General features: G+C 68.3%; 17 protein-coding genes, 3 rRNA genes and 1 pseudogene. 19 read left to right on the top strand and 2 right to left on the bottom strand.

Going from position 1 to position 22,864, the window contains the following annotated elements:
• The first annotated feature begins 99 nt into the window (after positions 1-99).
• Genes pheS through AVL62_RS14290 form a run of 4 tightly spaced genes read left to right on the top strand, consistent with a single transcriptional unit; the run spans position 100 to position 5,477 of the window.
• The gene (gene pheS, locus AVL62_RS14305) at positions 100-1,224 is read left to right on the top strand and encodes a phenylalanine--tRNA ligase subunit alpha (protein WP_083518982.1); all 1,125 of its coding nucleotides are present in this window, start codon (positions 100-102) and stop codon (positions 1,222-1,224) included.
• Positions 1,224-3,761 (top strand): phenylalanine--tRNA ligase subunit beta, encoded by a 2,538-nt coding sequence (gene pheT, locus AVL62_RS14300; RefSeq protein ID WP_058892341.1) that lies wholly within the window; start codon positions 1,224-1,226, stop codon positions 3,759-3,761. The genes pheS and pheT overlap by 1 nt, the downstream gene beginning before the upstream one ends.
• On the top strand, positions 3,758-4,537 hold the full coding sequence (locus AVL62_RS14295) for an SDR family NAD(P)-dependent oxidoreductase (protein ID WP_058892340.1): 780 nt from the start codon (positions 3,758-3,760) through the stop codon (positions 4,535-4,537). The genes pheT and AVL62_RS14295 overlap by 4 nt, the downstream gene beginning before the upstream one ends.
• A gap of 1 nt (position 4,538) precedes the next feature.
• Positions 4,539-5,477, top strand: coding sequence for an aminoglycoside phosphotransferase family protein (locus AVL62_RS14290; protein ID WP_058892339.1), 939 nt, complete (start codon positions 4,539-4,541; stop codon positions 5,475-5,477).
• 66 nt (positions 5,478-5,543) lie between these two features.
• Here AVL62_RS14290 and AVL62_RS14285 read toward each other — a convergent pair whose 3' ends face one another.
• Positions 5,544-5,942, bottom strand: coding sequence for an MmcQ/YjbR family DNA-binding protein (locus AVL62_RS14285; protein ID WP_058892338.1), 399 nt, complete (start codon positions 5,940-5,942; stop codon positions 5,544-5,546).
• 88 nt (positions 5,943-6,030) lie between these two features.
• On the opposite strand from AVL62_RS14285, the gene AVL62_RS14280 reads away from it, so the two are divergent.
• The 7 genes and pseudogenes from AVL62_RS14280 (at position 6,031) to AVL62_RS14260 (ending at position 11,273) form a co-directional block, all read left to right on the top strand.
• On the top strand, positions 6,031-6,534 hold the full coding sequence (locus AVL62_RS14280) for an arginine repressor (protein WP_058892337.1): 504 nt from the start codon (positions 6,031-6,033) through the stop codon (positions 6,532-6,534).
• Positions 6,535-6,546: 12 nt separating this feature from the next.
• Positions 6,547-7,968, top strand: coding sequence for an argininosuccinate lyase (gene argH / locus AVL62_RS14275; RefSeq protein ID WP_058892336.1), 1,422 nt, complete (start codon positions 6,547-6,549; stop codon positions 7,966-7,968).
• Between the two features lie 22 nt (positions 7,969-7,990).
• A pseudogene (locus AVL62_RS16725) lies at positions 7,991-8,225 on the top strand (DNA-3-methyladenine glycosylase); the annotation flags it as partial.
• 18 nt (positions 8,226-8,243) lie between these two features.
• Complete coding sequence (locus tag AVL62_RS14270; RefSeq protein WP_058892335.1) at positions 8,244-8,849, top strand: DNA-3-methyladenine glycosylase; 606 nt, start codon at positions 8,244-8,246, stop codon at positions 8,847-8,849.
• Positions 8,846-10,312, top strand: a complete 1,467-nt coding sequence (locus tag AVL62_RS14265) for a recombinase family protein (RefSeq protein WP_058892334.1) — start codon at positions 8,846-8,848, stop codon at positions 10,310-10,312. Before AVL62_RS14270 ends, AVL62_RS14265 begins: the two co-directional genes overlap by 4 nt.
• A 257-nt stretch (positions 10,313-10,569) precedes the next feature.
• Positions 10,570-10,692, top strand: a complete 123-nt coding sequence (locus AVL62_RS18090) for a hypothetical protein (RefSeq protein WP_268793653.1) — start codon at positions 10,570-10,572, stop codon at positions 10,690-10,692.
• 239 nt (positions 10,693-10,931) lie between these two features.
• The gene (locus AVL62_RS14260) at positions 10,932-11,273 is read left to right on the top strand and encodes a hypothetical protein (RefSeq protein WP_058892333.1); all 342 of its coding nucleotides are present in this window, start codon (positions 10,932-10,934) and stop codon (positions 11,271-11,273) included.
• Between the two features lie 1,463 nt (positions 11,274-12,736).
• Here AVL62_RS14260 and AVL62_RS18085 read toward each other — a convergent pair.
• Positions 12,737-12,868, bottom strand: a complete 132-nt coding sequence (locus tag AVL62_RS18085) for a hypothetical protein (RefSeq protein ID WP_268793652.1) — start codon at positions 12,866-12,868, stop codon at positions 12,737-12,739.
• Positions 12,869-13,190: 322 nt separating this feature from the next.
• On the opposite strand from AVL62_RS18085, the gene AVL62_RS14250 reads away from it, so the two are divergent.
• The 8 genes from AVL62_RS14250 to rrf all read left to right on the top strand — a co-directional run bounded on the left by AVL62_RS14250 (position 13,191) and on the right by rrf (position 22,798).
• Entirely contained in the window at positions 13,191-13,709 is a 519-nt protein-coding gene (locus AVL62_RS14250) for a hypothetical protein (RefSeq protein ID WP_058892331.1), read from the top strand.
• Between the two features lie 49 nt (positions 13,710-13,758).
• A complete protein-coding gene (locus AVL62_RS17570) occupies positions 13,759-14,430 on the top strand; it encodes a hypothetical protein (protein WP_201023286.1) in 672 nt (223 codons plus the stop codon).
• On the top strand, positions 14,427-15,266 hold the full coding sequence (locus AVL62_RS14240) for a hypothetical protein (protein WP_058892329.1): 840 nt from the start codon (positions 14,427-14,429) through the stop codon (positions 15,264-15,266). The genes AVL62_RS17570 and AVL62_RS14240 overlap by 4 nt, the downstream gene beginning before the upstream one ends.
• A gap of 33 nt (positions 15,267-15,299) precedes the next feature.
• The gene (locus AVL62_RS14235) at positions 15,300-15,746 is read left to right on the top strand and encodes a DNA-3-methyladenine glycosylase (protein WP_083518981.1); all 447 of its coding nucleotides are present in this window, start codon (positions 15,300-15,302) and stop codon (positions 15,744-15,746) included.
• 54 nt (positions 15,747-15,800) lie between these two features.
• Positions 15,801-17,063: a tyrosine--tRNA ligase gene (gene tyrS, locus AVL62_RS14230; protein WP_058892327.1), complete on the top strand. Its 1,263-nt coding sequence runs from the start codon at positions 15,801-15,803 to the stop codon at positions 17,061-17,063.
• A gap of 357 nt (positions 17,064-17,420) precedes the next feature.
• Positions 17,421-18,956 (top strand): 16S ribosomal RNA (locus tag AVL62_RS14225).
• Positions 18,957-19,429: 473 nt separating this feature from the next.
• Positions 19,430-22,574 (top strand): 23S ribosomal RNA (locus tag AVL62_RS14220).
• Between the two features lie 107 nt (positions 22,575-22,681).
• A 5S ribosomal RNA gene (rrf, locus tag AVL62_RS14215) occupies positions 22,682-22,798 on the top strand.
• Together the 16S, 23S and 5S rRNA genes form the textbook arrangement of a ribosomal RNA operon.
• The last annotated feature ends 66 nt before the right edge of the window (positions 22,799-22,864 follow it).

The raw sequence follows: 22,864 nt of genomic DNA, 5'->3' as shown, positions 1-22,864 counted from the left end.
GGCAGGGGTCCGTCGCGGAAACCCGGTCGTGAGCGCCGACGGCGCGCACCTAGACTTGCGCAGGTGTCCGACGCCACCCATGACCCCAGTCCAGCCGGTATGCCCGCAGGCACCGACGAGGGAGGGTCGCCGCGCGAGGGGGGCGACCCGGCGTCGTCGGCGCCCGCGCTGACCGAGGAGAGCATCGAGGCCCACGTCGCACAGGCCCTGGAGGCCATCGCCCGGGCCGGCGACCTGGACGGGCTGAAGGAGGTGCGGCTGGCCCACGCCGGGGACCGCTCACCGCTGGCGCTGGCCAACCGGGCCATCGGCGGTCTGCCGGGTCCGGAGAAGGCCGCGGCCGGCAAGCTCGTCGGCCAGGCACGCGGGCGGGTCAACCAGGCGCTGGGGCGGCGCCAGCAGGAGCTGGAGGCCGAGCGGGACGAGCGCATCCTCGTCGAGGAGGCCATGGACCTCACGGTCGCGCCGGGGCGCCGCCCGCTGGGTCGTCGCCACGTGCTGACCGTCACCGCCGAGCGCATGGCGGACGCGATGGTCGGCATGGGGTGGGAGATCGCCGAGGGGCCGCAGGTCGAGGCCGAGTGGTTCAACTTCGACGCACTGAACTTCGACAAGGACCACCCGGCCCGGCAGATGCAGGACACCTTCTTCGTCGAGCCGGCCAAGGCGGGGCTGGTGCTGCGCACCCACACCTCGCCCGTGCAGGCGCGCTCGCTGCTGGAGCGCGGGGTGCCGCTCTACGTCGCGGTGCCGGGCAAGACCTTCCGCACCGACGAGCTCGACGCCACGCACACCCCCGTCTTCCACCAGCTCGAGGGTCTGGCCATCGACGAGGGTCTGACCATGGCCCACCTCAAGGGCACCCTGGACCGCCTCGCCGAGGCCATGTTCGGGGCCGGGATCGTGAGCCGGTTGCGACCGGCATACTTCCCCTTCACCGAGCCCAGCGCGGAGATGGACTTCCGCTGCTTCGTCTGCCGCGGCGAGCCGACCGCGACGCCCTGCCGGACGTGCGGCGGCACCGGATGGATCGAGTGGGGTGGCTGCGGGATGGTCCACCACAACGTGCTGCGCGCGTGCGGTGTCGACCCCGAGCGCTACCAGGGCTTCGCCTTCGGCATGGGGGTGGAGCGCACGGCGATGTTCCGGCACGGCATCGCGGACATGCGAGAGCTCATCGAGGGAGACGTGCGCTTCAACGCGCAGTTCGGGATGGAGATCTGATGCGGGTACCGGTCGACTGGCTGGGCGACTACGTCACGCTGCCCGAGGGCGTGACCGGCGAGCAGATCGCCGCCGACCTCGTGTCGGTGGGGCTGGAGGAGGAGGGGCTGCACACCAGCGGTGTCGGCGGCCCGCTCGTCGTCGGCCGGGTGCTCGAGATGACCCCGGAGGAGCAGAAGAACGGCAAGACCATCAACTGGTGCCAGGTCGACGTCGGGGACGCCAACGGCAGCGGCGAGCCCCAGGGCATCGTCTGCGGGGCGCACAACTTCGGGGTCGGCGACCTCGTGGCGGTCATCCTGCCCGGCGGCAGCCTGCCGACCCCGCAGGGCCCGCTGACGATCAGCGCGCGCAAGACCTACGGCCACGTGTCGGCCGGCATGATCTGCTCGGTCCGCGAGCTCGGGATCGGGGAGGACCACGACGGCATCCTGGTGCTGCCCCGCCTGCTGCCCGCCGAGGTCGTCGCGCGGCTGGCCCCGGGGGACGACCTCGTCGGGGTGCTCGGTCTGGACCGGGAGACCGTGGAGGTCAACGTCACCCCGGACCGCGGCTACTGCTTCTCGATCCGTGGCATCGCCCGGGAGTACTCGCACGCCACGGGCGCGGCCTACACCGATCCCGCCTCGCTGCCCGTCGACCGCGGCGAGGGGGAGGGGTATGCCGTGCGGCTCGCCGACGAGACCCCGCTCGAGGGGGTCCCGGGCTGCGACCGGTACCTCGCCCGGGTGGTGCGCGGCATCGACCTCACCCGGACCACCCCGGAGTGGATGGCCCGGCGGCTGACCGAGGCTGGCATGCGCCCGATCGGGCTCGCGGTCGATGTGACCAACTACGTCATGCTGGCGCTCGGCCAGCCGTTGCACGCCTTCGACCTGGCCACCCTCACCGGCCCGGTCGTGGTCCGGCGGGCCCGCCCGGGAGAGCGGCTGACCACGCTGGACGACGTGGACCGGGCGCTGGACCCCGAGGACCTGCTCATCACCGACGGCGGCGAGCGGGTGCTCGCGCTGGCCGGCGTCATGGGTGGCGAGGACGGCGAGGTGACCCCTGGGGTGACGACCGACGTGCTCATCGAGTCCGCCCACTTCGACGCCCGGTCGGTCGGCCGCACGTCGCGGCGGCACCGGCTCTCCAGCGAGGCGGCCAAGCGGTTCGAGCGCGGGGTGGACCCGGACGTCACGGCGGCCGCCGCCCAGCTGGCCGTGGACCTGCTCGTCGAGCACGGGGGAGGGCACGCCGACCCGGCGGTCACCGACGTCGACGAGCGACCGGAGCGGCCGGTCGTCGACCTCGACCTGACGCTGGCCAGCCGCTACGTCGGGGTCAACTACGCCCTGGACCGGGTGCGCGAGATCCTGCGCGTCATCGGGTGCGAGGTGCAGGGGGATGCCGGCAACCGGGTGGTCGCCGTCCGACCGCCGAGCTGGCGCCCCGACCTCACCGACGCCCCCGGGCTGGTCGAGGAGGTCGCCCGGATCGACGGCTACGACAAGATCCCGTCGGTCGTCCCGCGGGCGGTGGGCGGCCGTGGCCTCACCCACGGCCAGCGGGCCCGTCGGGCGGTGGCGACGGCCCTCGCGGGCCAGGGCCTCCAGGAGGTCCTCACCTACCCGTTCGTCGGTACCGAGCGCTTCGACGAGCTCGCGCTGGACGAGGGCGACCCGCACCGCGACGCGGTGCGGTTGGCCAACCCGCTGTCGGACGAGGCGCCGCTGCTGCGGACCGCCCTGCTGCAGACCCTGCCGGAGGCCTTGCGCCGCAACGTCTCCCGCGGCAGCCGGGACGTCGCGCTCTTCGAGATCGACAGCGTGACGCTGCCCTCGGGGGAGATGCTGGCCCCCGTGCCCGGTGTCGGCGAGCAGCCCGACGACGAGGTCCTGAGCCAGATCCGCTCCGCCGTGCCCGCGCAGCCGTGGCATGTGGCGGTCATGGCCGCCGGCCAGGCCGACCGGTCCGGCTGGTGGGGCCGCGGTCGCCCGGTCGACGTCGTGGACGTCGTCGGGTGGGCGCACGCCGTCGCCGACGCCCTGGGGGTGGAGGTCCGCCGGGAGCAGAGCGAGAGGGCGTCCTTCCACCCGGGTCGCTGCGTCGACCTCACCCTGGTCGACGGGACCCTGGTGGGTTGGGCGGGTGAGCTCCACCCGACGGTGGTCCAACGCCTGGGGCTCCCGCCGCGCACCAGTGCCGCCGAGCTCGACCTCGACGTCCTCGTCGCGGCCAGCGACCACCGCACCCAGGCCAGCCCGTTGTCCACCCACCCGCTCGCGACCTCGGACGTGGCGCTGGAGGTGCCCCGCGGGGTCCGCTTCAGCGCGGTCGAGGAGTCGCTGCAGGCGGGGGCGGGCGAGCTCCTGGAGAGCCTGGAGCTCTTCGACGTCTACGCCGGCGACCAGGTCGCGCAGGACCGTCACTCCCTGGCCTTCCGCATGCACTTCCGGGCACCGGACCGGACGCTCACCACCCAGGAGGTCAACGCCGCCCGCGACGCCGCCGTCGGCCGGGCCGCCCAGGACCACGGGGCGGTGCAGCGATGAGCGCGCGGGTGGCTCTGGTGACCGGGGCCTCGCGGGGCATCGGCGCCCTCGCGGTGGCGGCCCTGCTGGACGCCGGGTGGCAGGTCGTCGGCGTGTCCCGGTCCGGCACGGTCGCCGAGGGCGCCGAGGGCGCCGAGGGTATGCCGTGCGACGTCACCGACGCCGACCAGGTGGCCTCCGTCGTGGCCGACGTCGTCGACCGGCACGGCCGCATCGACCTGCTCGTCAACAACGCCGGCCTCATCGAGACCGAGGTCCCGCTCTGGGAGGCGGACGTCGAGGAGTGGTGGCAGGTCATGGTCACCAACGTGCGCGGCCCGTTCCTCATGACCCGCGCGGTCGTGCCGCACATGATCGCGGCGGGCGGTGGCCGGGTCGTCAACATCAACTCCGGGTCGGGCACCAAGGAGCGCGCCGACCTCACGGCATACTGCGGCTCCAAGTCGGCCCTGGCCCGCATCACCGGCGGGGTGGCGGCCGCCGGGGCCGAGCACGGGGTGCTGGCCTTCGACCTGGCGCCGGGCGTCGTCGAGACGGACATGACCCACTCGATGCGCATGCACGAGGGCCGTACGGAGTGGACGGCTCCACGGGACGTGACCGACCTGCTCCTGGCTTTCGCCTCGGGCGAGCTCGACGGCTTCTCGGGCCGGATGGTCCGGGCGGGCGCCGACGACCTCGACACCCTGCGTGACTGGTCGGCCCGCGGCCTCCCCGACGGGGCCCGCATGCTCCGGCTGCGCCCCTGGGGCGAGGACGACCCGCTGGCCACCTGACGTGGAGGAGTTCGGCGTCCGTCTCCGCTGGGCCGAGCTGCCGACCGTGGTGCACGACTGGGCCGCACACGTCCTCGGCGGCCCCGTCGTGGAGGCGGTCTCCCAGCCGGGCGGCTTCTCCCCGGGCTCGGCCGACCGGGTCCGCACGGGCGGCGGCGGGCGGGCCTTCGTCAAGGCGGTCGGCCCCCACCCCAACCCGGACTCGCCCGGTCTGCACCGCCGCGAGGCCGCGGTGCTCGCCGGTCTCGCCGCGGACGGTCTCGACGTCGCCCCGGCCCTGCTCGGGGTCCTCGACGAGGAGGGGTGGGTCGCGGTCATGACCGAGGTGGTCGACGGCCGTCACCCGCACGCACCATGGGCCACCGACGAGCTGGCAGCCGCCCTGGACGCCCTGGGGGAGGTCGCCCAGCACCCCGCGCCCCGCTCCTGGCCGGAGCTGCCGACCGAGCTGGCCGAGCCCTTCGGCTGCTGGGCACGGGTCGTCGAGGACCCACCTCCCGACCTGGACCCGTGGCTCGCCCCCCGGCTGCCGGAGCTGCACGACCTGTCCCTGCGCATCCTCGCCCGGCTCTCGGGAGACGCCGTCGTGCACACCGACGTGCGGGCCGACAACCTGCTGGTCGAGCCGGGCGGCCGGGTCAGGGTCGTCGACTGGCCGTGGGCCAGCCGCGGCGCGGCCTGGTTCGACGCCACCTCGCTCCTGGTGGACGTCCGGGCGGTCGGCGACGTGGACCTGCCCCGCCACCTACCGGCGCTGCAGGCACTGGGTGCCACCCGGGAGGACGTCCTGGGCGTCGTCGCCGGGCTGGGCGGCTACCTGCTCGACGCGGCCCGGCGCCCGGCCGCCCCGGGGCTGCCCACCCTGCGTCCCTTCCAGCGCTCCCGCGGCGAGGCCGCCGTGCGGCTCCTGCAGGAGCTCTGGGGTGGCGCCGGGTCGTGAGCACGTGAGCACGCCGCTCGTCCGGGGACGGGGTGCCTCCGAGGGACCCCACCCTCGGGGTCCTCGTCATCCCCGACCTGCATCCAGCCGGGTGACCAGGGTGCGGGGGGCGGTCGCGCGGTAGGACTCCTCGACGAGCTCGGCGACCTCGAGCCGGTCGCTGTCGTCGTCGAGGTCGACGCCCACCCAGCCGGCGGGGCCGAGGTAGGCCGGCCGGAAGCACCGGGGCTGCTCCAGCAGGGCCCGCGCCTCGTCGGGGTGCGGCTTCACGACCACCGAGTCCGGGTGCTGGACGTACGCCCCGTCGACCTTGACCGAGGCGCCGACGTAGGCGAACACCTTCACCGTGAAGAACGCCGGGTGCCCGTGGCTGGTCTTCTCCGCGGACCCTGGGAGCGCCAGGCAGAGCGCCCGCAGCCGCCCCAGCAGCGGGCTGTCCGGGTCCACCATGAGCGGGTGCGCCATGGGTGCACGCTAGCGCTCTCCCGGGTGCCCCCCTGGGTGTATAATCTTGCAGACGTCGGTATAGTCGTGCATCGTGAGCTCCATCCCCATGACCCGTGCCGCGCGACACCAGCGCATCAGCGACCTGCTGGAACGGCACGCGGTGGGCTCGCAGGGGCAGCTGCTGGACCTGCTGTCCGAGGACGGCATCTCGGTCACCCAGGCCACCCTGTCCCGCGACCTCGTCGAGCTGGACGCGGTCAAGGTGCGCCGCGGGCGACAGCTGGTCTACGCCGTGCCCGGTGAGGGCGGTGACCACACCCCCCGGCCCGCCCAGGACCAGGTGGAGGTCAGCCACCGGCTCGCCCGGCTCTGCCAGGAGCTGCTCGTCAGCGCGCGCTCGGTCGGCAACCAGGTGGTCCTGCGCACGCCGCCGGGCGCCGCGCAGTTCCTCGCCTCGGCCATCGACCGCAGCGACGCCGAGGACATCCTGGGCACGATCGCCGGGGACGACACCATCCTCGTCATCACCACGGACCCCGCGGGTGGCCCGGACACGGCGCACCGGCTGCTCGCGCTGGCGGCCGAGCCCGATCAGCGCGACGCCACCTGACACACTGGTGACATGACCGTGAGCCTGTGGGGAGGCCGCTTCACCGGCGGCCCCAGCGACGCGTTGGCCGCCCTGAGCAAGAGCACGCACTTCGACTGGAGGCTGGCCCCCTACGACCTGGCCGGCTCGCGGGCGCACGCCCGGGTCCTGCACCGGGCCGGCCTGCTGTCCGACGAGGACCTCGAGGCGATGCTGGCGGCCCTGGGGCAGCTGCTCGCCGACCTCGGGTCGGGTGAGTTCGTCGCCCTCGACACGGACGAGGACGTGCACACGGCGCTGGAGCGGGGGCTCATCGAGCGCGCCGGGCCGGAGGTGGGAGGACGGCTGCGGGCCGGCCGGTCGCGCAACGACCAGGTCGCGGCGCAGTTCCGGATGTACCTCCGGGACCAGGCCAGACTGCTCGGCGCCCGGGTGCTCGAGGTGGTGCAGGCCCTGGTCGACCAGGCCGCGACCCACCCCGAGGTGGCCATGCCGGGGCGGACCCACCTGCAGCACGCCCAGCCGGTGCTCCTCGCGCACCACCTGCAGGCCCACGCCTGGGCCCTGGTGCGCGACGTCGAGCGGCTCGTGGACTGGGACCAGCGCGCGGCGGTCTCGCCCTACGGCTCCGGCGCCCTGGCCGGGTCCTCGCTGGGGCTCGACCCGCAGTCGGTCGCCCACGACCTGGGTATGCCGCGGGCCGTCGACAACTCCATCGACGGGACCGCCTCGCGCGACTTCGCGGCGGAGTTCTCCTTCGTCATGGCGATGACGGCGGTCGACCTGTCACGCATCGCCGAGGAGGTCATCCTCTGGGCGACGGCGGAGTTCGGCTTCGTCACGCTCGACGACGCCTTCTCGACCGGCTCGAGCATCATGCCCCAGAAGAAGAACCCCGACGTCGCCGAGCTGGCGCGCGGCAAGGCGGGCCGCCTCATCGGTGACCTCGCCGGGCTGCTGGCCACGCTCAAGGGCCTGCCGCTCGCCTACAACCGCGACCTCCAGGAGGACAAGGAGCCGGTGTTCGACGCGGTCGACACCCTGGAGGTGCTGCTGCCCGCGGTCTCGGGGATGGTGGCCACCCTCACCTTCCACCCCGGACGGCTGGAGGAGCTCGCGCCGCAGGGTTTCTCGCTGGCCACGGACGTGGCCGAGTGGCTGGTGCGCGAAGGGGTGCCGTTCCGGGTCGCCCACGAGGTGGCCGGCGCGTGCGTGCGGCACTGCGAGGAGCGGGGGATGGGGCTGGAGGACCTGGACGACGCCGCCCTGGCCTCCATCAGTCCGCACCTGCACCCGGGGGTCCGGTCGGTGCTCACCGTCCCCGGCTCCCTGGCCTCGCGCAACGCCCACGGCGGGACGGCACCCGTCCGGGTGACCGAGCAGCGGGCGCACCTGCTCAAGCAGCTCGCGCGGCTGCGGCACTGGGTGCGCGAGATGCCCGCCATCCGTGACTGACCGCCCGGTCGCGCCGTCCGAGGTGCGGGGCGGCAGCGGGAGGACGGTCTGGCGGACCGAGCTGTCCGGTCCGGTGCTGGACGTCGCTCCTCGGCTGCTCGGGTGCGTCCTCACCCACGACGGGGTGTCCGTGCGGCTGACCGAGGTGGAGGCCTACGCCGGCACCTCCGACCCCGGGTCGCACGCCTACCGGGGGCCGACGGCGCGCACCGGCGTGATGTTCGGGCCGGCGGGCCACCTCTACGTCTACCTCAGCCACGGCCTACGATGCCGATATGGACATACAGATTCGTGGCTCGGCCACCGAGGTGGCGTGCGCCCTTCTCGGCTGCCTGCTGGTGCGCGACGCTGCCGAGGGCCGCACCGTCCTGCGCATCACCGAGACCGAGGCTTACGCCGGAGGCGATGACCCGGCCTCGCACGCCTGGCGGGGTGAGACCGAGCGGACACGGGCCATGTTCGGCAGGGCGGGACTGCTGTACGTGTATCGCGCCTATGGGGCGCACTGGGCCTGCAACGTTGTTACTGGGACTGAGGGCATCGCCAGTGCCGTGCTGTTGCGAGCTGGCGAGGTAGTGGAGGGGGAGGCCCTAGCGCTGGAGCGACGGGGGAGCCTGCCCGCGCACAAGCTGGCGAGCGGGCCGGGCAATCTAGCCCGCGCGCTGGGCATCACGGGGGAGGACTACGGCACAGACCTGCTGGACCGGGAGTCTCCCGTGTGGCTGGAGCCGGGTAAGCCGGTCGAGACGATCAGCTCGGGTCCGCGCGTAGGCGTGTCCCGTGCGGCCGACGTGCCCTGGCGGTTCTGGATCACGGGAGACGGCACCGTCTCCACCTACCGACGTAGCCCGAGGGCCGACGCCAAGGGGGTGGCTCGATGAGCACGGCGACGATCTACGCCCGGATCAGCCTGGACGCCACGGGCGAGGGGGCCGGGGTCGAGCGCCAGGAGCGAGAGTGTCGGGAGCTGTGCGAGCGCAGCGGATGGGAGGTCTCGGAGGTGCTGGTGGACAACTCGATCAGCGCGACGAGCGGCAAGCTGCGGCCAGCCTTTGAGCGTCTGCTGGAGAGCAAGCCCGAGCGCATCGTCTGCTGGCACCTGGACCGGCTGGTCCGCCTGACGCCGGAGCTGGAGCGTGTCCTGGAGCTGAGCGTGGACGTGCACACCGTGGCCGGAGGCAAGCTGGACCTGTCCAACCCTGCCGGTCGCGCCGTCGCCCGCACCGTCACCGCGTGGGCGACCTACGAAACCGAGCAGAAGGGAGAGCGCCAGCGTTCGGCCCACGAGCAGAGGCGACGCCAGGGGCGTCCGTTCTGGGTCCGGCGACCGTTCGGCTACAACATGGACGGGACTCTCCGCGAGAGCGAGGCCGCGCTGTTGCGCCGGGCCTATGCCCAGGTGCTGGAGGGTGCGAGCATCGCCGGTATTGCTCGCGCCTGGCGCGAGGCAGGCGTCAGGACTACTGAGACCAGGAACAAGCCCGAGGGCGGGGAGTTCAGGCCGACGACGGTGCGGGGTCTGCTGATCCATCCCCGCAACATCGGCAAGCTGACCCGCTCAGAGGGTGGGGGTGTGCACACGGAGCTGGACACCTACGGCACCTGGGCGCCGCTAGTCGATGAGGACACGTTCCGACGAGTGGAGCGCGAGCTGACCCGGCCGGGGCGACGCCAGGCGGCGAGCACCAAGCGCACCGGCCTGCTGACCGGCCTGCTGTTCTGCGCGAGCTGCGACGGCGCTATGCGCGTGTTCAGCCAGACCCAACGTGGCAAGACGTATCGGTACTACTGCTGCACGAAGCGATGCAACGCCTGGCCGCGCGAGTGGCTGGACGAGCACCTGTCAGAGACGGCCCTTGCACTGCTTTCCTCTCCGAGCTTCCACCCCGCCTCGGAGGGGGAAGGGATCACGGAGGAGGTCCACGCCGCTCGCGCCGAGGTGGAGCGCCTGCGAGGGCTGGTGGGCGAGCTGCTGGAGGACAGGCGAGAGGGGCTGCTGACGCGCGAGCAGTGGAGGACTGAGCAGGCGGCGACCACTGCCAAGCTGGCCGAGGTCGAGGGCAAGCTGGAGGGCCTGGAGCGGGGGCGTGGCGGGCTCGCCGTCGATAAGCTGGACCGTGAGGGGATGCTCGCGTGGTGGCAGGACCGGGAGCGCGGGCAGGACGGGCGGCGCGAGCTGCTACGCCACCTGTTCGGGGCGATCACCTGCGCGCCACGCGGGCGCGGCTCCAAGGCGAAGCCGGACCGATCCTTACTGGCCTTCGAGCGCAACGGCTGGGCCAATGACCTGGCCCTGCGGATCATCACGCCCAGCACGGGCGAGGGCGACCCAGAGGGCGAGTGACACCGACTGAGGCCCGACGGGCGGCACCTAGTGAGAGACCACGACAGAGAGGACAGGACGCATGATCGAGCACACGAGGACGCTGGAGTTCGGGACGCACACGGCACTACTGCACGAGGGGCAGGGGGTAGGAGGGCTCCTGCGCCCGGCACCCTGCGACGACATCGACGATCCGCTGGCCGAGGGTGGACCTATGTCGATGCAGGAGGCCGACTGGGGCCGGGCAGTGAGGGAGCTGTTACCGGCTGGGCTGGCAGGTGGCCGAGGAGGACGACGGGACGTTCGTCTACCTCACGGAGGATGGGGTGCTGCCCGAGGTGGTGGCGCTGGTGCACGAGGGCACGAGCTGGCACCCGGCCGTCGGCCCGGTGCGGCTGTAGCCCCTAGCTCCTAGCTGGACGTCTACGGCGCGCCCTCCTCCCGGACGTCGGGCGACCCCAAGGGAGCGCCGACGACCCGGCCCAGAGACCGCTACGCCACCGAGGGGCTGTGCAACCCCTGCGCCGCCCGAGCTGCCCGCCTGGAGCACCTGCCGCTCGCCCTGGCAGGGACCACCACGAGCCACCCGACGGCAGGCTGCAAGCCCTGCGAAAAGGTCAGGACCGAGCAGGGCCGCAGGGTGCTGCGCGAGGTCACCGGCTGGACCGACTGGGCGCTGCACCGTGACCTGGGCTCCGCCCTGGCCGAGGTGCCCACCGAGGCCGACCGCAAGGCCCTGCGCGCCTACCTGGCCCTGCGCCGCCGCGCCGACGACTGGCGACCCAACCAGGTGCCTGCCCGGTCCAACCATGCCAAGGCCAATCGTGCCGAGCTGGCCGAGCTGCTGAAGGGCGGCACGGAGGGCAAGCCCTGCGCGCACTGCGGGGAGGGATTCCGAGCTACCGGCCGGGCTCGCTACTGCACCGAGGCGTGCACCCGAGCCGCACGGCGCACCCGAGAGCGCGAGCGTCGTGCGGCCTGACCTGGGCATATGTCTCTGACCAGCAACGATGCTCCCGATAGATGGCCCCTTTCTGGCCTCTGAAGGTAATCACCCCAGGACCCCTGAAACGGCCTGCCTATCGAGAGCGTCGCCGCAGGTCAGGGGCCTACGGGAGTGGGCCATTCTGGCCCCGGACCACCCCTACCCCGGACCACCCAAGGAAGGAAAGAACCGCGCATGACCACCCCACCGAGCACCCCCGCCTGTCGGCACTGCGGCCGCGAGCTCCCGCCCCGAGCACCTGGCACCCCCGGACCTCCTCGCACGACATGCGACACCTGCAAGCGCTGGCAGGGCAAGGTCAGGACGGCACGACAGGCGGCGCGCTCCCGGGCGCACCGAGAGAGCAACCCCACACCTCGCAAGCTGAAGCACAACCCCGGCGACAGGTTCGGGAGCCTGGTGCTCACCGAGCGCCTGGGAGACCATCGGCGCGCGAGGTTCCGGTGCGACTGCGGCACCGTCAAGGAGCTGAAGCTGTCCAACGTGACGGGCGGACGGACGAGCGACTGCGCCGACCGGGGGCGCCACCCCGACCCCCGCCACATCGAGCGCCCCACCTACTCGGCTGCCCACCAGCGCATCGTGGCCGCGCGAGGCCGGGCGAGTGAGCTCCTTTGCTTCCGCTGCGGCCGACGAGCGGACCAGTGGGCCTACCTCAGCGCTGACCCAGACCAGCTCATCGAGGAGCACGGCCGCGAGGTGGGGTTCACCTACTCAGCAGACCCCCAGCACTACGCCCCGGCGTGCCGACCGTGCCACCGCACCTGGGATGCCGCACGAGCTGCGGCCGCACCTCGCCACGCCCTGAGCCTGGTCCACCACGCCTACGCCGTTGCCCACGGCCTAGTGCCGCACCCCGGCGACGAGGCTGAGCACCACTGAGCACCACCACGCCCCCACCCCGGGAGCTTCCACGAGAGAGGCCCCAGGGTGGGGGCCTTTCTTGCGTCCTGGGCCAGCACGAGTTCACGTTGGCCCTGGGGGAGCCCTCCAGATTTTGAGCGAACTACCCCCAGCATCGGCACGCTGGACGGCGCGAAAGTCTGCACCGGCAGGGGCGCGGAGACCCGTCCGCGTGCCCTGGGGCTCATCCGGCATCATGGCTGACACAACAAGTGGTACAAAGCGTGCAGGGGTGCGCACGGCGCTGAGCCAGTCGTGGCGCGGAATACTGGAGCTGCAGCGAGTTCATATTGGCCCTGGTTCTCTCGCAGAATGGGAGGAGCTATCACCCCCCGGTATTGGGGATCGCCTTGCAGGGGGTCATACCCCACCCTCACCGCCTGCACCCGGGAATGTCAGTAGGCGCTGGCAGGCTGGGACACGACGGCACACGAGAGGGCATCACAGTGGCTGAGTTCTGGGAGTTCCTGCGGTACGCACTACCTGTCATCGGCACCGTGGCAGGTGCCTGGGTCGGCGCCCGGTGGCAGTCGAAGTCAACCGACAAGGCGCTCGCGCACGGCGCGGCCGAGGCGCGTAAGCAACGCGAGCACGAGGACCGGCATCGGCGCGAGGAGGCCCAGCGGGCCGAGCGGCTGCGCCAGCGCGAGGAGCGCAAGCAGGCCCACGCCGAATGTATTGACGCCCTTTCAGGATTGGTCAATGGCTGGACCTCGGATGTTGGTGAGGCGACGAGGCTCCTTTCACGAGCAAGCGCGTCAGTCGCTGTTGTGCGGCTTACAGGCCCCGCCAGCACGGCCAATCTTGCCCGCGCGGCCAACAAGGCAGGGCTCCGGTGCCTGGCATCTCGCACGAGGAAGGACAGAGGCGGGGAGGACAGTGGACCGTCAATGGCGGAGGCGAACGCCGCCGTAGACACATACGTCGAGGCGGCTTCACGGGAGTTGGGCATAGAGGGCGGGTACGGCGTGACGAGTAAGGAGGCGGCGGATGACTGAGGCATTGCCCTCACTGGGCGTCTTCGGGCTCGCTCTACTCCCACTATTGGGCGTCTGGCTCGGCCAGCGCCTACAGGGCCGCACCGGGCATGCCGCATGGCTCAGGGACAAGCGGCTGGAGGTTTACATCGACGCGCTGGAGTTCTTGAGTGAGTATCCAGACTCGCCCCTGGAGCGGGCATGGGAAGTGCCCGGGTACCAGGGGCCTGGCGCGTCGGAGCCGGGCAGGCTCAGCGAGGAGCACTGGGGTCGCTTCGGTGCCCTATCCGTCAGGCTGGGCTTGCTCGGGCCTGGCGGGGTCGAGCGGGCATGGTCGGTCGCAGTGAGGGAGGCCGATGAGGCGAGTCACGAGGCGCGGTTGGCGATTCAGGATGAGGCGCATGCGCCAGACCTCAACACCCGAGCAGCGGCTGCCGTGAGGGCCGGGGAAGCTCAAAGGGGGCTGGAGCTGGCCATGCGGCGAGCCCTACGGGGTGAGCGGTGGTGGAAGAACGTTGCCCGTCGTACTTGATGTGTGCTCCCAGCAAGTCCTCGGGGCTAATGGTTGTTACTCTCCCGAAATGAGGCTGCGGGGATCAGTGGGCATTGTTCTTGTCGGTGGACTAGTGCTGGCCGGGTGTGGGGGGTCAGAGGGCGAGCCGGAATCTGCACCCGCCACGCAAGCCCCGACTATCTCCGAGGCCCCGACGAGCGAGGCGGCGACCAGTGAGGCCGAGTCGACCGAGGAGGAGACATCCGAGGAGCCCACGAGTGAAGCGCCGGAGACGACCGAGCCCGAGGCTATCGAGGTTCACCAGATCGGAGAGCCAGCCGAAAGCCCCACGGCGGACCTTGTGGTCAACGCCATCGAGGACCGCGACGGCATCCCTATGCCCAACGGGCTGCCCGACATGCCCGCCGTCCTGGAGCCGGAGGAGGGCGAGCGGCTTTGGTACGTAGACATCACCTGGACGAACAACCTCTCGGAGTCCGTGGCGAAGGAGTGCCACGGCCCCTATGCGATGGACCTTCACGCATTCGACGTGGAGGGGCGGGAGATGCTCATGGTCGAGCAACCGGGATTCATCGAGGGGCAGAACTGCCAGACGGGGCTCATGCAGGGGCAGACCGGGACGTGGCTGACTGCATTCCACGGGCTGGATGCCGAGTTCGGCTGGCTCGCGTTCGATGACTACAACGGCGACCCAGTGTTCGTGGTGAAGAACCCAGACCTGGAGCTGTACCAAGAGTGAGCCCGCTGGCCGATGATCAAGAGGCCGGAGGTAAGGGCGAGGTGTCGCGACTGGGCGGCATCAGTCGGCTACCTCGCGGCTCTGTCATCCGAGCCACCAGGGGAGCCTCCGACGAGGCGACGGCGGATCTGCGCGATCTAGCCTTCCTCGATGAGCTGCAGACTCAGGCGGGCATGTTCATCGCCAGCTTCGAAGACGCCATGGATGCAGCTCTGCAGTCGAGCGAGTTCGACGCCGCTGTGCGACACCTACAGGGCGCCCTATTCGCGGCCACCATCATCAATCGCATCCTCGATCCGCACGTGCGCAATCGGGAGGAGTGGGGTTCCAAGGCAGACCGTACCCGGCTCGCTACTGAGCGCGCGGCGCGACTGCGGGTGCTGATCGACCTTGATGCGCCGGAGTTGAGCGATTCCCCGCTGTACGACATCCGTGGTGTCCGTGACGGTCTGGAGCATGTCGACGAACGGCTAGATCGCGCTTACCACAGTGACGAAGCGCGGCACGTCGGACCGTGGAACGTAAGCGACGGCAGCATGGTGCTGCGCCAGATCGAGGGCCGGGACTCCGACATTGACGATGACAGCTCGGGGCTGCGGCTGTTCCTGCCCCTGCAGGGACTCCTGCTGTACGACCGCGGGGTCATTGACCTGTTCCACCTAGATGAAGACATGCGCGTGCTGCAGGAGAACTGCGCCACCGCCATGGAGAGCCTGCGAATGAGAACGCGGGGTGGCACCTTCCTCGATGCCCGAGTGGTCACCTATGTCGATGAGGACAATCCGCTAGGCAGGCTCATGCAGTGGGAGAGGGTGCGCCGAGGGTCTAGCTCCTGAGCTGCGCTATGTAGACAACGACAGCGCAAGGGGCTGCACTGCTGCGCCAACATCGTCACCGGCACGGCGGGCGCGGCGTCGGCCGTCCTGATCCGGGCCGGGGAGGTGGTCGACGGCGTGCCGCTGGCCCGGCGCCGGCGTGAGCGGGGGCGGGCCAGCCCGGTCGCCGACCGCGACCTCGCCCGCGGGCCGGGCAACCTGGGGCGGGCCCTGGGGCTCGACCGGCAGCACGACGGGCTGGACCTGTGCGCTCCGGGCTCCCCGGTCTCGCTCACGGCGCCGTCGGGCACGGGCCGCCCGGAGGAGCGGGCGGTCCGCACGGGACCGCGGGTCGGGGTGAGCGGCGAGGGCGGGTCGGCCGAGCTCTTCCCCTGGCGGTTCTGGCTGGCGGGGGAGGTGACGGTGTCGGCGTACCGGGCGGCGGCGCCGCGCCGCGGCGAGCCGCGCAGCACCTCGGGGCACCGGGTGGGCCGCCAGTAGGCTGGACCCACCACGAGGTGCACCTCGTGACCCCACGACCGGAAGGACCCCACGGTGACCCACATCCTCGACGAGCTCCGGTGGCGGGGCCTGGTGGCGCAGACCACCGACGAGGCCGCCCTGCGCCAGGCCTTCGACGACGGACCGATCACCGTCTACTGCGGCTTCGACCCGACCGCGCCGTCGCTGCACTTCGGCAATCTCGTCCAGCTCATCGTGCTCCGCCACCTGCAGCGCGCGGGTCACCGCGTCATCTGCCTGGTGGGGGGCTCGACCGGCCTGATCGGCGACCCGAAGGCGACCGCTGAGCGGGTCCTCAAGACCAAGGACGAGGCCGCGGCGAACGTCGCGCGGATCCAGGAGCTGGTCCGGCCGTTCCTCGAGGTCGAGGGGGACAACCCGGTCGTCATGGTCAACAACCTCGACTGGACGGCGCCGCTCAGCGCGCTGGACTTCCTGCGGGACGTTGGCCAGCACTTCCGGGTGAACCAGATGATCCGCAAGGAGGCCATCGCCGCCCGGCTGCAGAGCCAGGAGGGGATCTCCTACACCGAGTTCAGCTACCAGCTGCTCCAGGGGCTGGACTACCTGCACCTGTTCCGCGAGTACGGCTGCACGCTCCAGACCGGCGGCCAGGACCAGTGGGGCAACCTCACCGCGGGGGTCGACCTCATCCACCGGGTCGAAGGGGCCTCGGTCCAGGTGCTCACGACGCCCCTCATCACCGACGAGAACGGCATGAAGTACGGCAAGTCCGAGGGCAACGCGGTGTGGCTCTCGGCCGACATGACCTCTCCCTACGCCTTCTACCAGTACTGGATCAACGTGGCGGACGGGGAGACCGGCAAGCTGCTGCGCGTCTTCACCGACCGCGACGCCGAGCAGATCAGCGCCCTGGAGGAGTCGGCCCGCGAGCGGCCCCACCTGCGCGAGGCCCAGCGGGCCCTGGCGTCCGACGTCACGACCCTCGTCCACGGTGCGGCGGCCACCGCGCAGGTCGAGGCGGCCAGCCAGGTCCTCTTCGGACGGGCCGACCCGGCGACGCTCGAGGCCGGCACGCTCCGGGACGCCACGGCCGAGCTGCCCGGTGGGTCGGCGGAGGCGGGTGACAGCCTGCTCGACGCACTGGTGCGCACCGGCCTGGCCGACAGCAGGGGAGCGGCCCGGCGTCTGGTCGGCGACGGTGGCGTGAGCCTTAACAACGCGCGGGTGGACGACGTCGACCGTCTCCTGACCCCGGAGGACTTCCTCCACGGCCAGGTGGCTCTGCTCAAGCGGGGCCGCAAGAGCCTCGCCGCGGTCCGAAAGGCCTCCTGACCAGCCGATTTGTGGTCCGCGGCCGGCGTCGCCTAAAGTTTCATCTCGCCGCACCGACAGGGAGGCACGGACACCGAGAGGTGGCCGGTCCCGGGTACGGCACCACGCATCGACAGCGTCCGAGCAGGGCTCGGACGGGATTTGACTCCCGGAAGCGCGGGTGCGTAACCTAGAAGAAAGCCCCGGACATCACGGCGCGAAAGCGCACGGATGATGGTGTGTGTCCGATTCTTGAGAACTCAACAGCGTGTTTGTTTTTTGATGCCATGTTTTGTTTGCCATGGCTGGTGCCCGCCCCCGGGTGCTGGTTGTGGTTTTTGTTGGGATCGTTATCTGTTCGGTAATGGTTTTGTTTTTTTATCGGAGAGTTTGATCCTGGCTCAGGACGAACGCTGGCGGCGTGCTTAACACATGCAAGTCGAACGATGAAGCGGTGCTTGCACCGTGGATTAGTGGCGAACGGGTGAGTAACACGTGAGTAACCTGCCTTCCACTCTGGGATAAGCGCTGGAAACGGCGTCTAATACTGGATATGACATTGCCCTGCATGGGGTGGTGTGGAAAGATTTAGTTCGGTGGTAGATGGACTCGCGGCCTATCAGCTTGTTGGTGGGGTAATGGCCTACCAAGGCGACGACGGGTAGCCGGCCTGAGAGGGTGACCGGCCACACTGGGACTGAGACACGGCCCAGACTCCTACGGGAGGCAGCAGTGGGGAATATTGCACAATGGGCGCAAGCCTGATGCAGCGACGCCGCGTGAGGGATGACGGCCTTCGGGTTGTAAACCTCTTTCAGCCTTGACGAAGCCCTTTGGGGTGACGGTAGGGGCAGAAGAAGCACCGGCTAACTACGTGCCAGCAGCCGCGGTAATACGTAGGGTGCGAGCGTTGTCCGGAATTATTGGGCGTAAAGAGCTTGTAGGCGGCTTGTCGCGTCTGCTGTGAAAGCCCGGGGCTTAACCCCGGGTCTGCAGTGGGTACGGGCAGGCTAGAGTGTGGTAGGGGAGACTGGAATTCCTGGTGTAGCGGTGGAATGCGCAGATATCAGGAGGAACACCGATGGCGAAGGCAGGTCTCTGGGCCACTACTGACGCTGAGAAGCGAAAGCGTGGGGAGCGAACAGGATTAGATACCCTGGTAGTCCACGCCGTAAACGTTGGGCGCTAGGTGTGGGTCCCATTCCACGGGGTCCGTGCCGCAGCTAACGCATTAAGCGCCCCGCCTGGGGAGTACGGCCGCAAGGCTAAAACTCAAAGGAATTGACGGGGGCCCGCACAAGCGGCGGAGCATGCGGATTAATTCGATGCAACGCGAAGAACCTTACCAAGGCTTGACATACACCGGACGACTGCAGAGATGTGGTTTCCCTTTGTGGCTGGTGTACAGGTGGTGCATGGTTGTCGTCAGCTCGTGTCGTGAGATGTTGGGTTAAGTCCCGCAACGAGCGCAACCCTCGTTCCATGTTGCCAGCAACACCTTTTGGGTGGTTGGGGACTCATGGGAGACTGCCGGGGTCAACTCGGAGGAAGGTGGGGATGACGTCAAATCATCATGCCCCTTACGTCTTGGGCTTCACGCATGCTACAATGGCCGGTACAAAGGGCTGCGATCCCGTGAGGGGGAGCGAATCCCAGAAAGCCGGTCTCAGTTCGGATTGGGGTCTGCAACTCGACCCCATGAAGTCGGAGTCGCTAGTAATCGCAGATCAGCAACGCTGCGGTGAATACGTTCCCGGGCCTTGTACACACCGCCCGTCAAGTCACGAAAGTCGGTAACACCCGAAGCCGGTGGCCCAACCCTTGTGGAGGGAGCTGTCGAAGGTGGGACTGGTGATTGGGACTAAGTCGTAACAAGGTAGCCGTACCGGAAGGTGCGGCTGGATCACCTCCTTTCTAAGGAGCATCAACAAGCGCCCCTGGCCGAGAGGTGGGGGTGTGTGTGGCCCCGTGGTGCACCCGAGTGTGGTGTCCGGGGTTGCTTCTGGGTGGAACATCAAGGAACTGTCGCCCCGCTTGGGGTGGTGTCGCCTGTCGGTGAGTACGGGCTGGTCTGGGTCTGGTCCTCCTTTGTGTGGGGGCTGGTTGGCCTGGGTTGGTCGGGGAAAGCTGTGGGTGGTGTCGCCGGGTGGGGTGCAAACACGCTGTTGGGTCCTGAGGGATCGGGCCGTCTTCTCCTGGTCGTGCGCTTTCGGGCGTGGGGCTGGGGGTGGGTCGTGCCGGGTTGCTCGGCTGGGGCCACGTGCTGGGTGTCATACCCGCTTCCACCTTGCTGGTGGGGGTGTGTGGTGGCGGGCCTGGTTGGTGGTGGCTGGTTGTTGGTTGAGAACTGTACAGTGGACGCGAGCATCTGTATCTTTGTTGCTTTTTGTTAAGTTTTTAAGAGCGCACGGTGGATGCCTTGGCACGAGGAACCGAAGAAGGACGTAGGAATCTGCGATAAGCCTCGGGGAGTCGATAACCAGACTGTGATCCGAGGGTGTCCGAATGGGGAAACCCGGCCAGCTTCATCGCTGGTCACCCGCACCTGAATATATAGGGTGTGTGGAGGGAACGTGGGGAAGTGAAACATCTCAGTACCCACAGGAAGAGAAAACAACATGTGATTCCGTGAGTAGTGGCGAGCGAAAGCGGATGAGGCTAAACCGTAGTTGTGTGATACCTGGTAGGGGTTGCAGCTGCGGGGTTGTGGGAGTGGCGCGTACCGGGTCTACCAGCCTGGTGCACAGTAAGAAATCGCGTGGTGTAGGTGAAGGGTCTGGAAAGGCCTGGCGTAGACGGTGAGACCCCGGTAGCCGAAACACCCGTGACTGTGTGTGCCGCCTCCCGAGTAGTACGGGGCCCGAGAAATCCCGTACGAATCTGGCAGGACCACCTGCTAAGCCTAAATATTCCCTCGTGACCGATAGCGGACAAGTACCGTGAGGGAAAGGTGAAAAGTACCCCGGGAGGGGAGTGAAATAGTTCCTGAAACCGTGCGCTTACAATCCGTCGGAGCTGCATTTCGTGTGTGGTGACGGCGTGCCTTTTGAAGAATGAGCCTGCGAGTTAGTGCTCAGTGGCGAGGTTAACCCGTGTGGGGAAGCCGTAGCGAAAGCGAGTCCGAACAGGGCGGCCATAGTCGCTGGGTCTAGACCCGAAGCGGAGTGATCTACCCATGGCCAGGGTGAAGCGCGGGTAAGACCGCGTGGAGGCCCGAACCCACTTAGGTTGAAAACTGAGGGGATGAGCTGTGGGTAGGGGTGAAAGGCCAATCAAACTCCGTGATAGCTGGTTCTCCCCGAAATGCATTTAGGTGCAGCGTCATGTGTTTCTTGCCGGAGGTAGAGCTACTGGATGGCTGATGGGCCTTACCGGGTTACTGACGTCAGCCAAACTCCGAATGCCGGTAAGTGAGAGCATGGCAGTGAGACTGCGGGGGATAAGCTTCGTAGTCGAGAGGGAAACAGCCCAGATCACCAGCTAAGGTCCCTAAGCGTGTGCTAAGTGGGAAAGGATGTGGAGTTGCGAAGACAACCAGGAGGTTGGCTTAGAAGCAGCCACCCTTGAAAGAGTGCGTAATAGCTCACTGGTCAAGTGATTCCGCGCCGACAATGTAGCGGGGCTCAAGCACACCACCGAAGCTGTGGCATCAGCACTTTCGCTCAGCACCACCTGTTGTGGGTGGTGTTCAGGCGTGCTGATGGGTAGGGGAGCGTCGTGCCGGGAGTGAAGCATCCGAGTGATCGAGGTGTGGATCCGGCACGAGTGAGAATGCAGGCATGAGTAGCGAATGAAGAGTGAGAAACTCTTCCGCCGAATCACCAAGGGTTCCAGGGTCAAGCTAATCTGCCCTGGGTAAGTCGGGACCTAAGGCGAGGCCGACAGGCGTAGTCGATGGACATCCGGTTGATATTCCGGAACCGGCGAAGAACCGACCCATACCGAATCCGGGGATGCTAAGCGCCTGAAGCCGCCCCTACACTGTCCACCTTTCGAGGTGGGTGGTCGGGTGGTGGAACGCGTGACCCGAGCTGGTAGTAGGTAAGCGATGGAAGGACGCAGGAAGGTAGCCTCCGCGTGGCGATGGTTGTCCACGTCGAAGAGCGCAGGGCCGGGGAGTGGTAAATCCGCCCCATCAGTGCCCGAGGCTTGATCGTGACCGCGTATGCGGGAAGCAGGGTGATCCTATGCTGCCAAGAAAAGTTCCTAGCGAGGTTCGAGCCGCCCGTACCCCAAACCGACTCAGGTGGTGAGGTAGAGAATACCGAGGCGATCGAGTGAATCGTGGTTAAGGAATTCGGCAAAATGCCCCCGTAACTTCGGGAGAAGGGGGGCCGGACGCGTGAAACCCCTCGCGGGTTAGCGCTGAAGGCCGCAGAGACCAGGGAGAAGCGACTGTTTACTAAAAACACAGGTCCGTGCGAAGTCGCAAGACGATGTATACGGACTGACGCCTGCCCGGTGCTGGAACGTTAAGGGGACGGGTCAACCCAACTTGTTGGGTGAAGCTCTGAACTTAAGCGCCAGTAAACGGCGGTGGTAACTATAACCATCCTAAGGTAGCGAAATTCCTTGTCGGGTAAGTTCCGACCTGCACGAATGGCGTAACGACTTCTCCACTGTCTCAACCGCGAACTCGGCGAAATTGCACTACGAGTAAAGATGCTCGTTACGCGCAGCAGGACGGAAAGACCCCGGGACCTTTACTATAGCTTGGTATTGGTGTTCGGTACGGCTTGTGTAGGATAGGTGGGAGACTGTGAAGCAGCCACGCCAGTGGTTGTGGAGTCAACGTTGAAATACCACTCTGGTCGTTCTGGATATCTAACCTCGGTCCGTGATCCGGATCAGGGACAGTGCCTGGTGGGTAGTTTAACTGGGGCGGTTGCCTCCTAAAGAGTAACGGAGGCGCCCAAAGGTTCCCTCAGCCTGGTTGGCAATCAGGTGTCGAGTGTAAGTGCACAAGGGAGCTTGACTGTGAGACAGACATGTCGAGCAGAGACGAAAGTCGGGACTAGTGACCCGACGGTGGCTTGTGGAAGCGCCGTCGCTCAACGGATAAAAGGTACCCCGGGGATAACAGGCTGATCCTGCCCAAGAGCTCATATCGACGGCATGGTTTGGCACCTCGATGTCGGCTCGTCGCATCCTGGGGCTGGAGTCGGTCCCAAGGGTTGGGCTGTTCGCCCATTAAAGCGGTACGCGAGCTGGGTTTAGAACGTCGTGAGACAGTTCGGTCCCTATCCGCTGCGCGCGTAGGAAACTTGAGGAGAGCTGTCCCTAGTACGAGAGGACCGGGATGGACGAACCACTGGTGTGTCAGTTGTCCTGCCAAGGGCACCGCTGATTAGCTACGTTCGGACGTGATAACCGCTGAAAGCATCTAAGCGGGAAGCACACTTCGAGATGAGGTTTCCATCACCCCCTAGGGGTGGAGAGGCTCCCAGCTAGACTACTGGGTTGATAGCCCGGACGTGGAAGCACAGCAATGTGCGTAGCTGACCGGTACTAATAAGCCGACAACTTAACACAACCCCAAGCATCAACAGCCCTATTTTTGCTCGCGTCCACTGCACGGTTCCTGACCCACAACCAACCCAACCCCACATGGTTGATGTTGGTGACATGGTCAAACATGTTACGGCGGTCATAGCGTCAGGGAAACGCCCGGTCACATTCCGAACCCGGAAGCTAAGCCTGACAGCGCCGATGGTACTGCACTGGGAACGGTGTGGGAGAGTAGGACACCGCCGGACCACCATTCACGCAAGGGCCCGCCCCACACCAGGGGCGGGCCCTTGCGCATGTCCACCACCAGACGG

Source organism: Serinicoccus chungangensis (assembly GCF_001483745.1).
Classification (GTDB): Bacteria; Actinomycetota; Actinomycetes; order Actinomycetales; family Dermatophilaceae; genus Ornithinicoccus; species Ornithinicoccus chungangensis_A.
The sequence above is the reverse complement of the archived record's forward strand: the minus strand, read 5'-3'. Positions and strand labels throughout refer to the sequence as shown.

Excerpts from the sequence above, each read along its gene's own strand:
- AVL62_RS14285 (WP_058892338.1), bottom strand. The coding sequence starts at position 5,942 with ATGGCGCACCCGCTCATGGTGGACCCGGACAGCCCGCTGCTGGGGCGG.
- argH (WP_058892336.1), top strand. The coding sequence starts at position 6,547 with ATGACCGTGAGCCTGTGGGGAGGCCGCTTCACCGGCGGCCCCAGCGAC.
- AVL62_RS17570 (WP_201023286.1), top strand. The coding sequence starts at position 13,759 with ATGAGGCTGCGGGGATCAGTGGGCATTGTTCTTGTCGGTGGACTAGTG.
- pheS (WP_083518982.1), top strand. The coding sequence starts at position 100 with ATGCCCGCAGGCACCGACGAGGGAGGGTCGCCGCGCGAGGGGGGCGAC.
- AVL62_RS14280 (WP_058892337.1), top strand. The coding sequence starts at position 6,031 with ATGACCCGTGCCGCGCGACACCAGCGCATCAGCGACCTGCTGGAACGG.
- AVL62_RS14295 (WP_058892340.1), top strand. The coding sequence starts at position 3,758 with ATGAGCGCGCGGGTGGCTCTGGTGACCGGGGCCTCGCGGGGCATCGGC.
- AVL62_RS14270 (WP_058892335.1), top strand. The coding sequence starts at position 8,244 with ATGGACATACAGATTCGTGGCTCGGCCACCGAGGTGGCGTGCGCCCTT.
- AVL62_RS14250 (WP_058892331.1), top strand. The coding sequence starts at position 13,191 with ATGACTGAGGCATTGCCCTCACTGGGCGTCTTCGGGCTCGCTCTACTC.
- AVL62_RS14265 (WP_058892334.1), top strand. The coding sequence starts at position 8,846 with ATGAGCACGGCGACGATCTACGCCCGGATCAGCCTGGACGCCACGGGC.
- pheT (WP_058892341.1), top strand. The coding sequence starts at position 1,224 with ATGCGGGTACCGGTCGACTGGCTGGGCGACTACGTCACGCTGCCCGAG.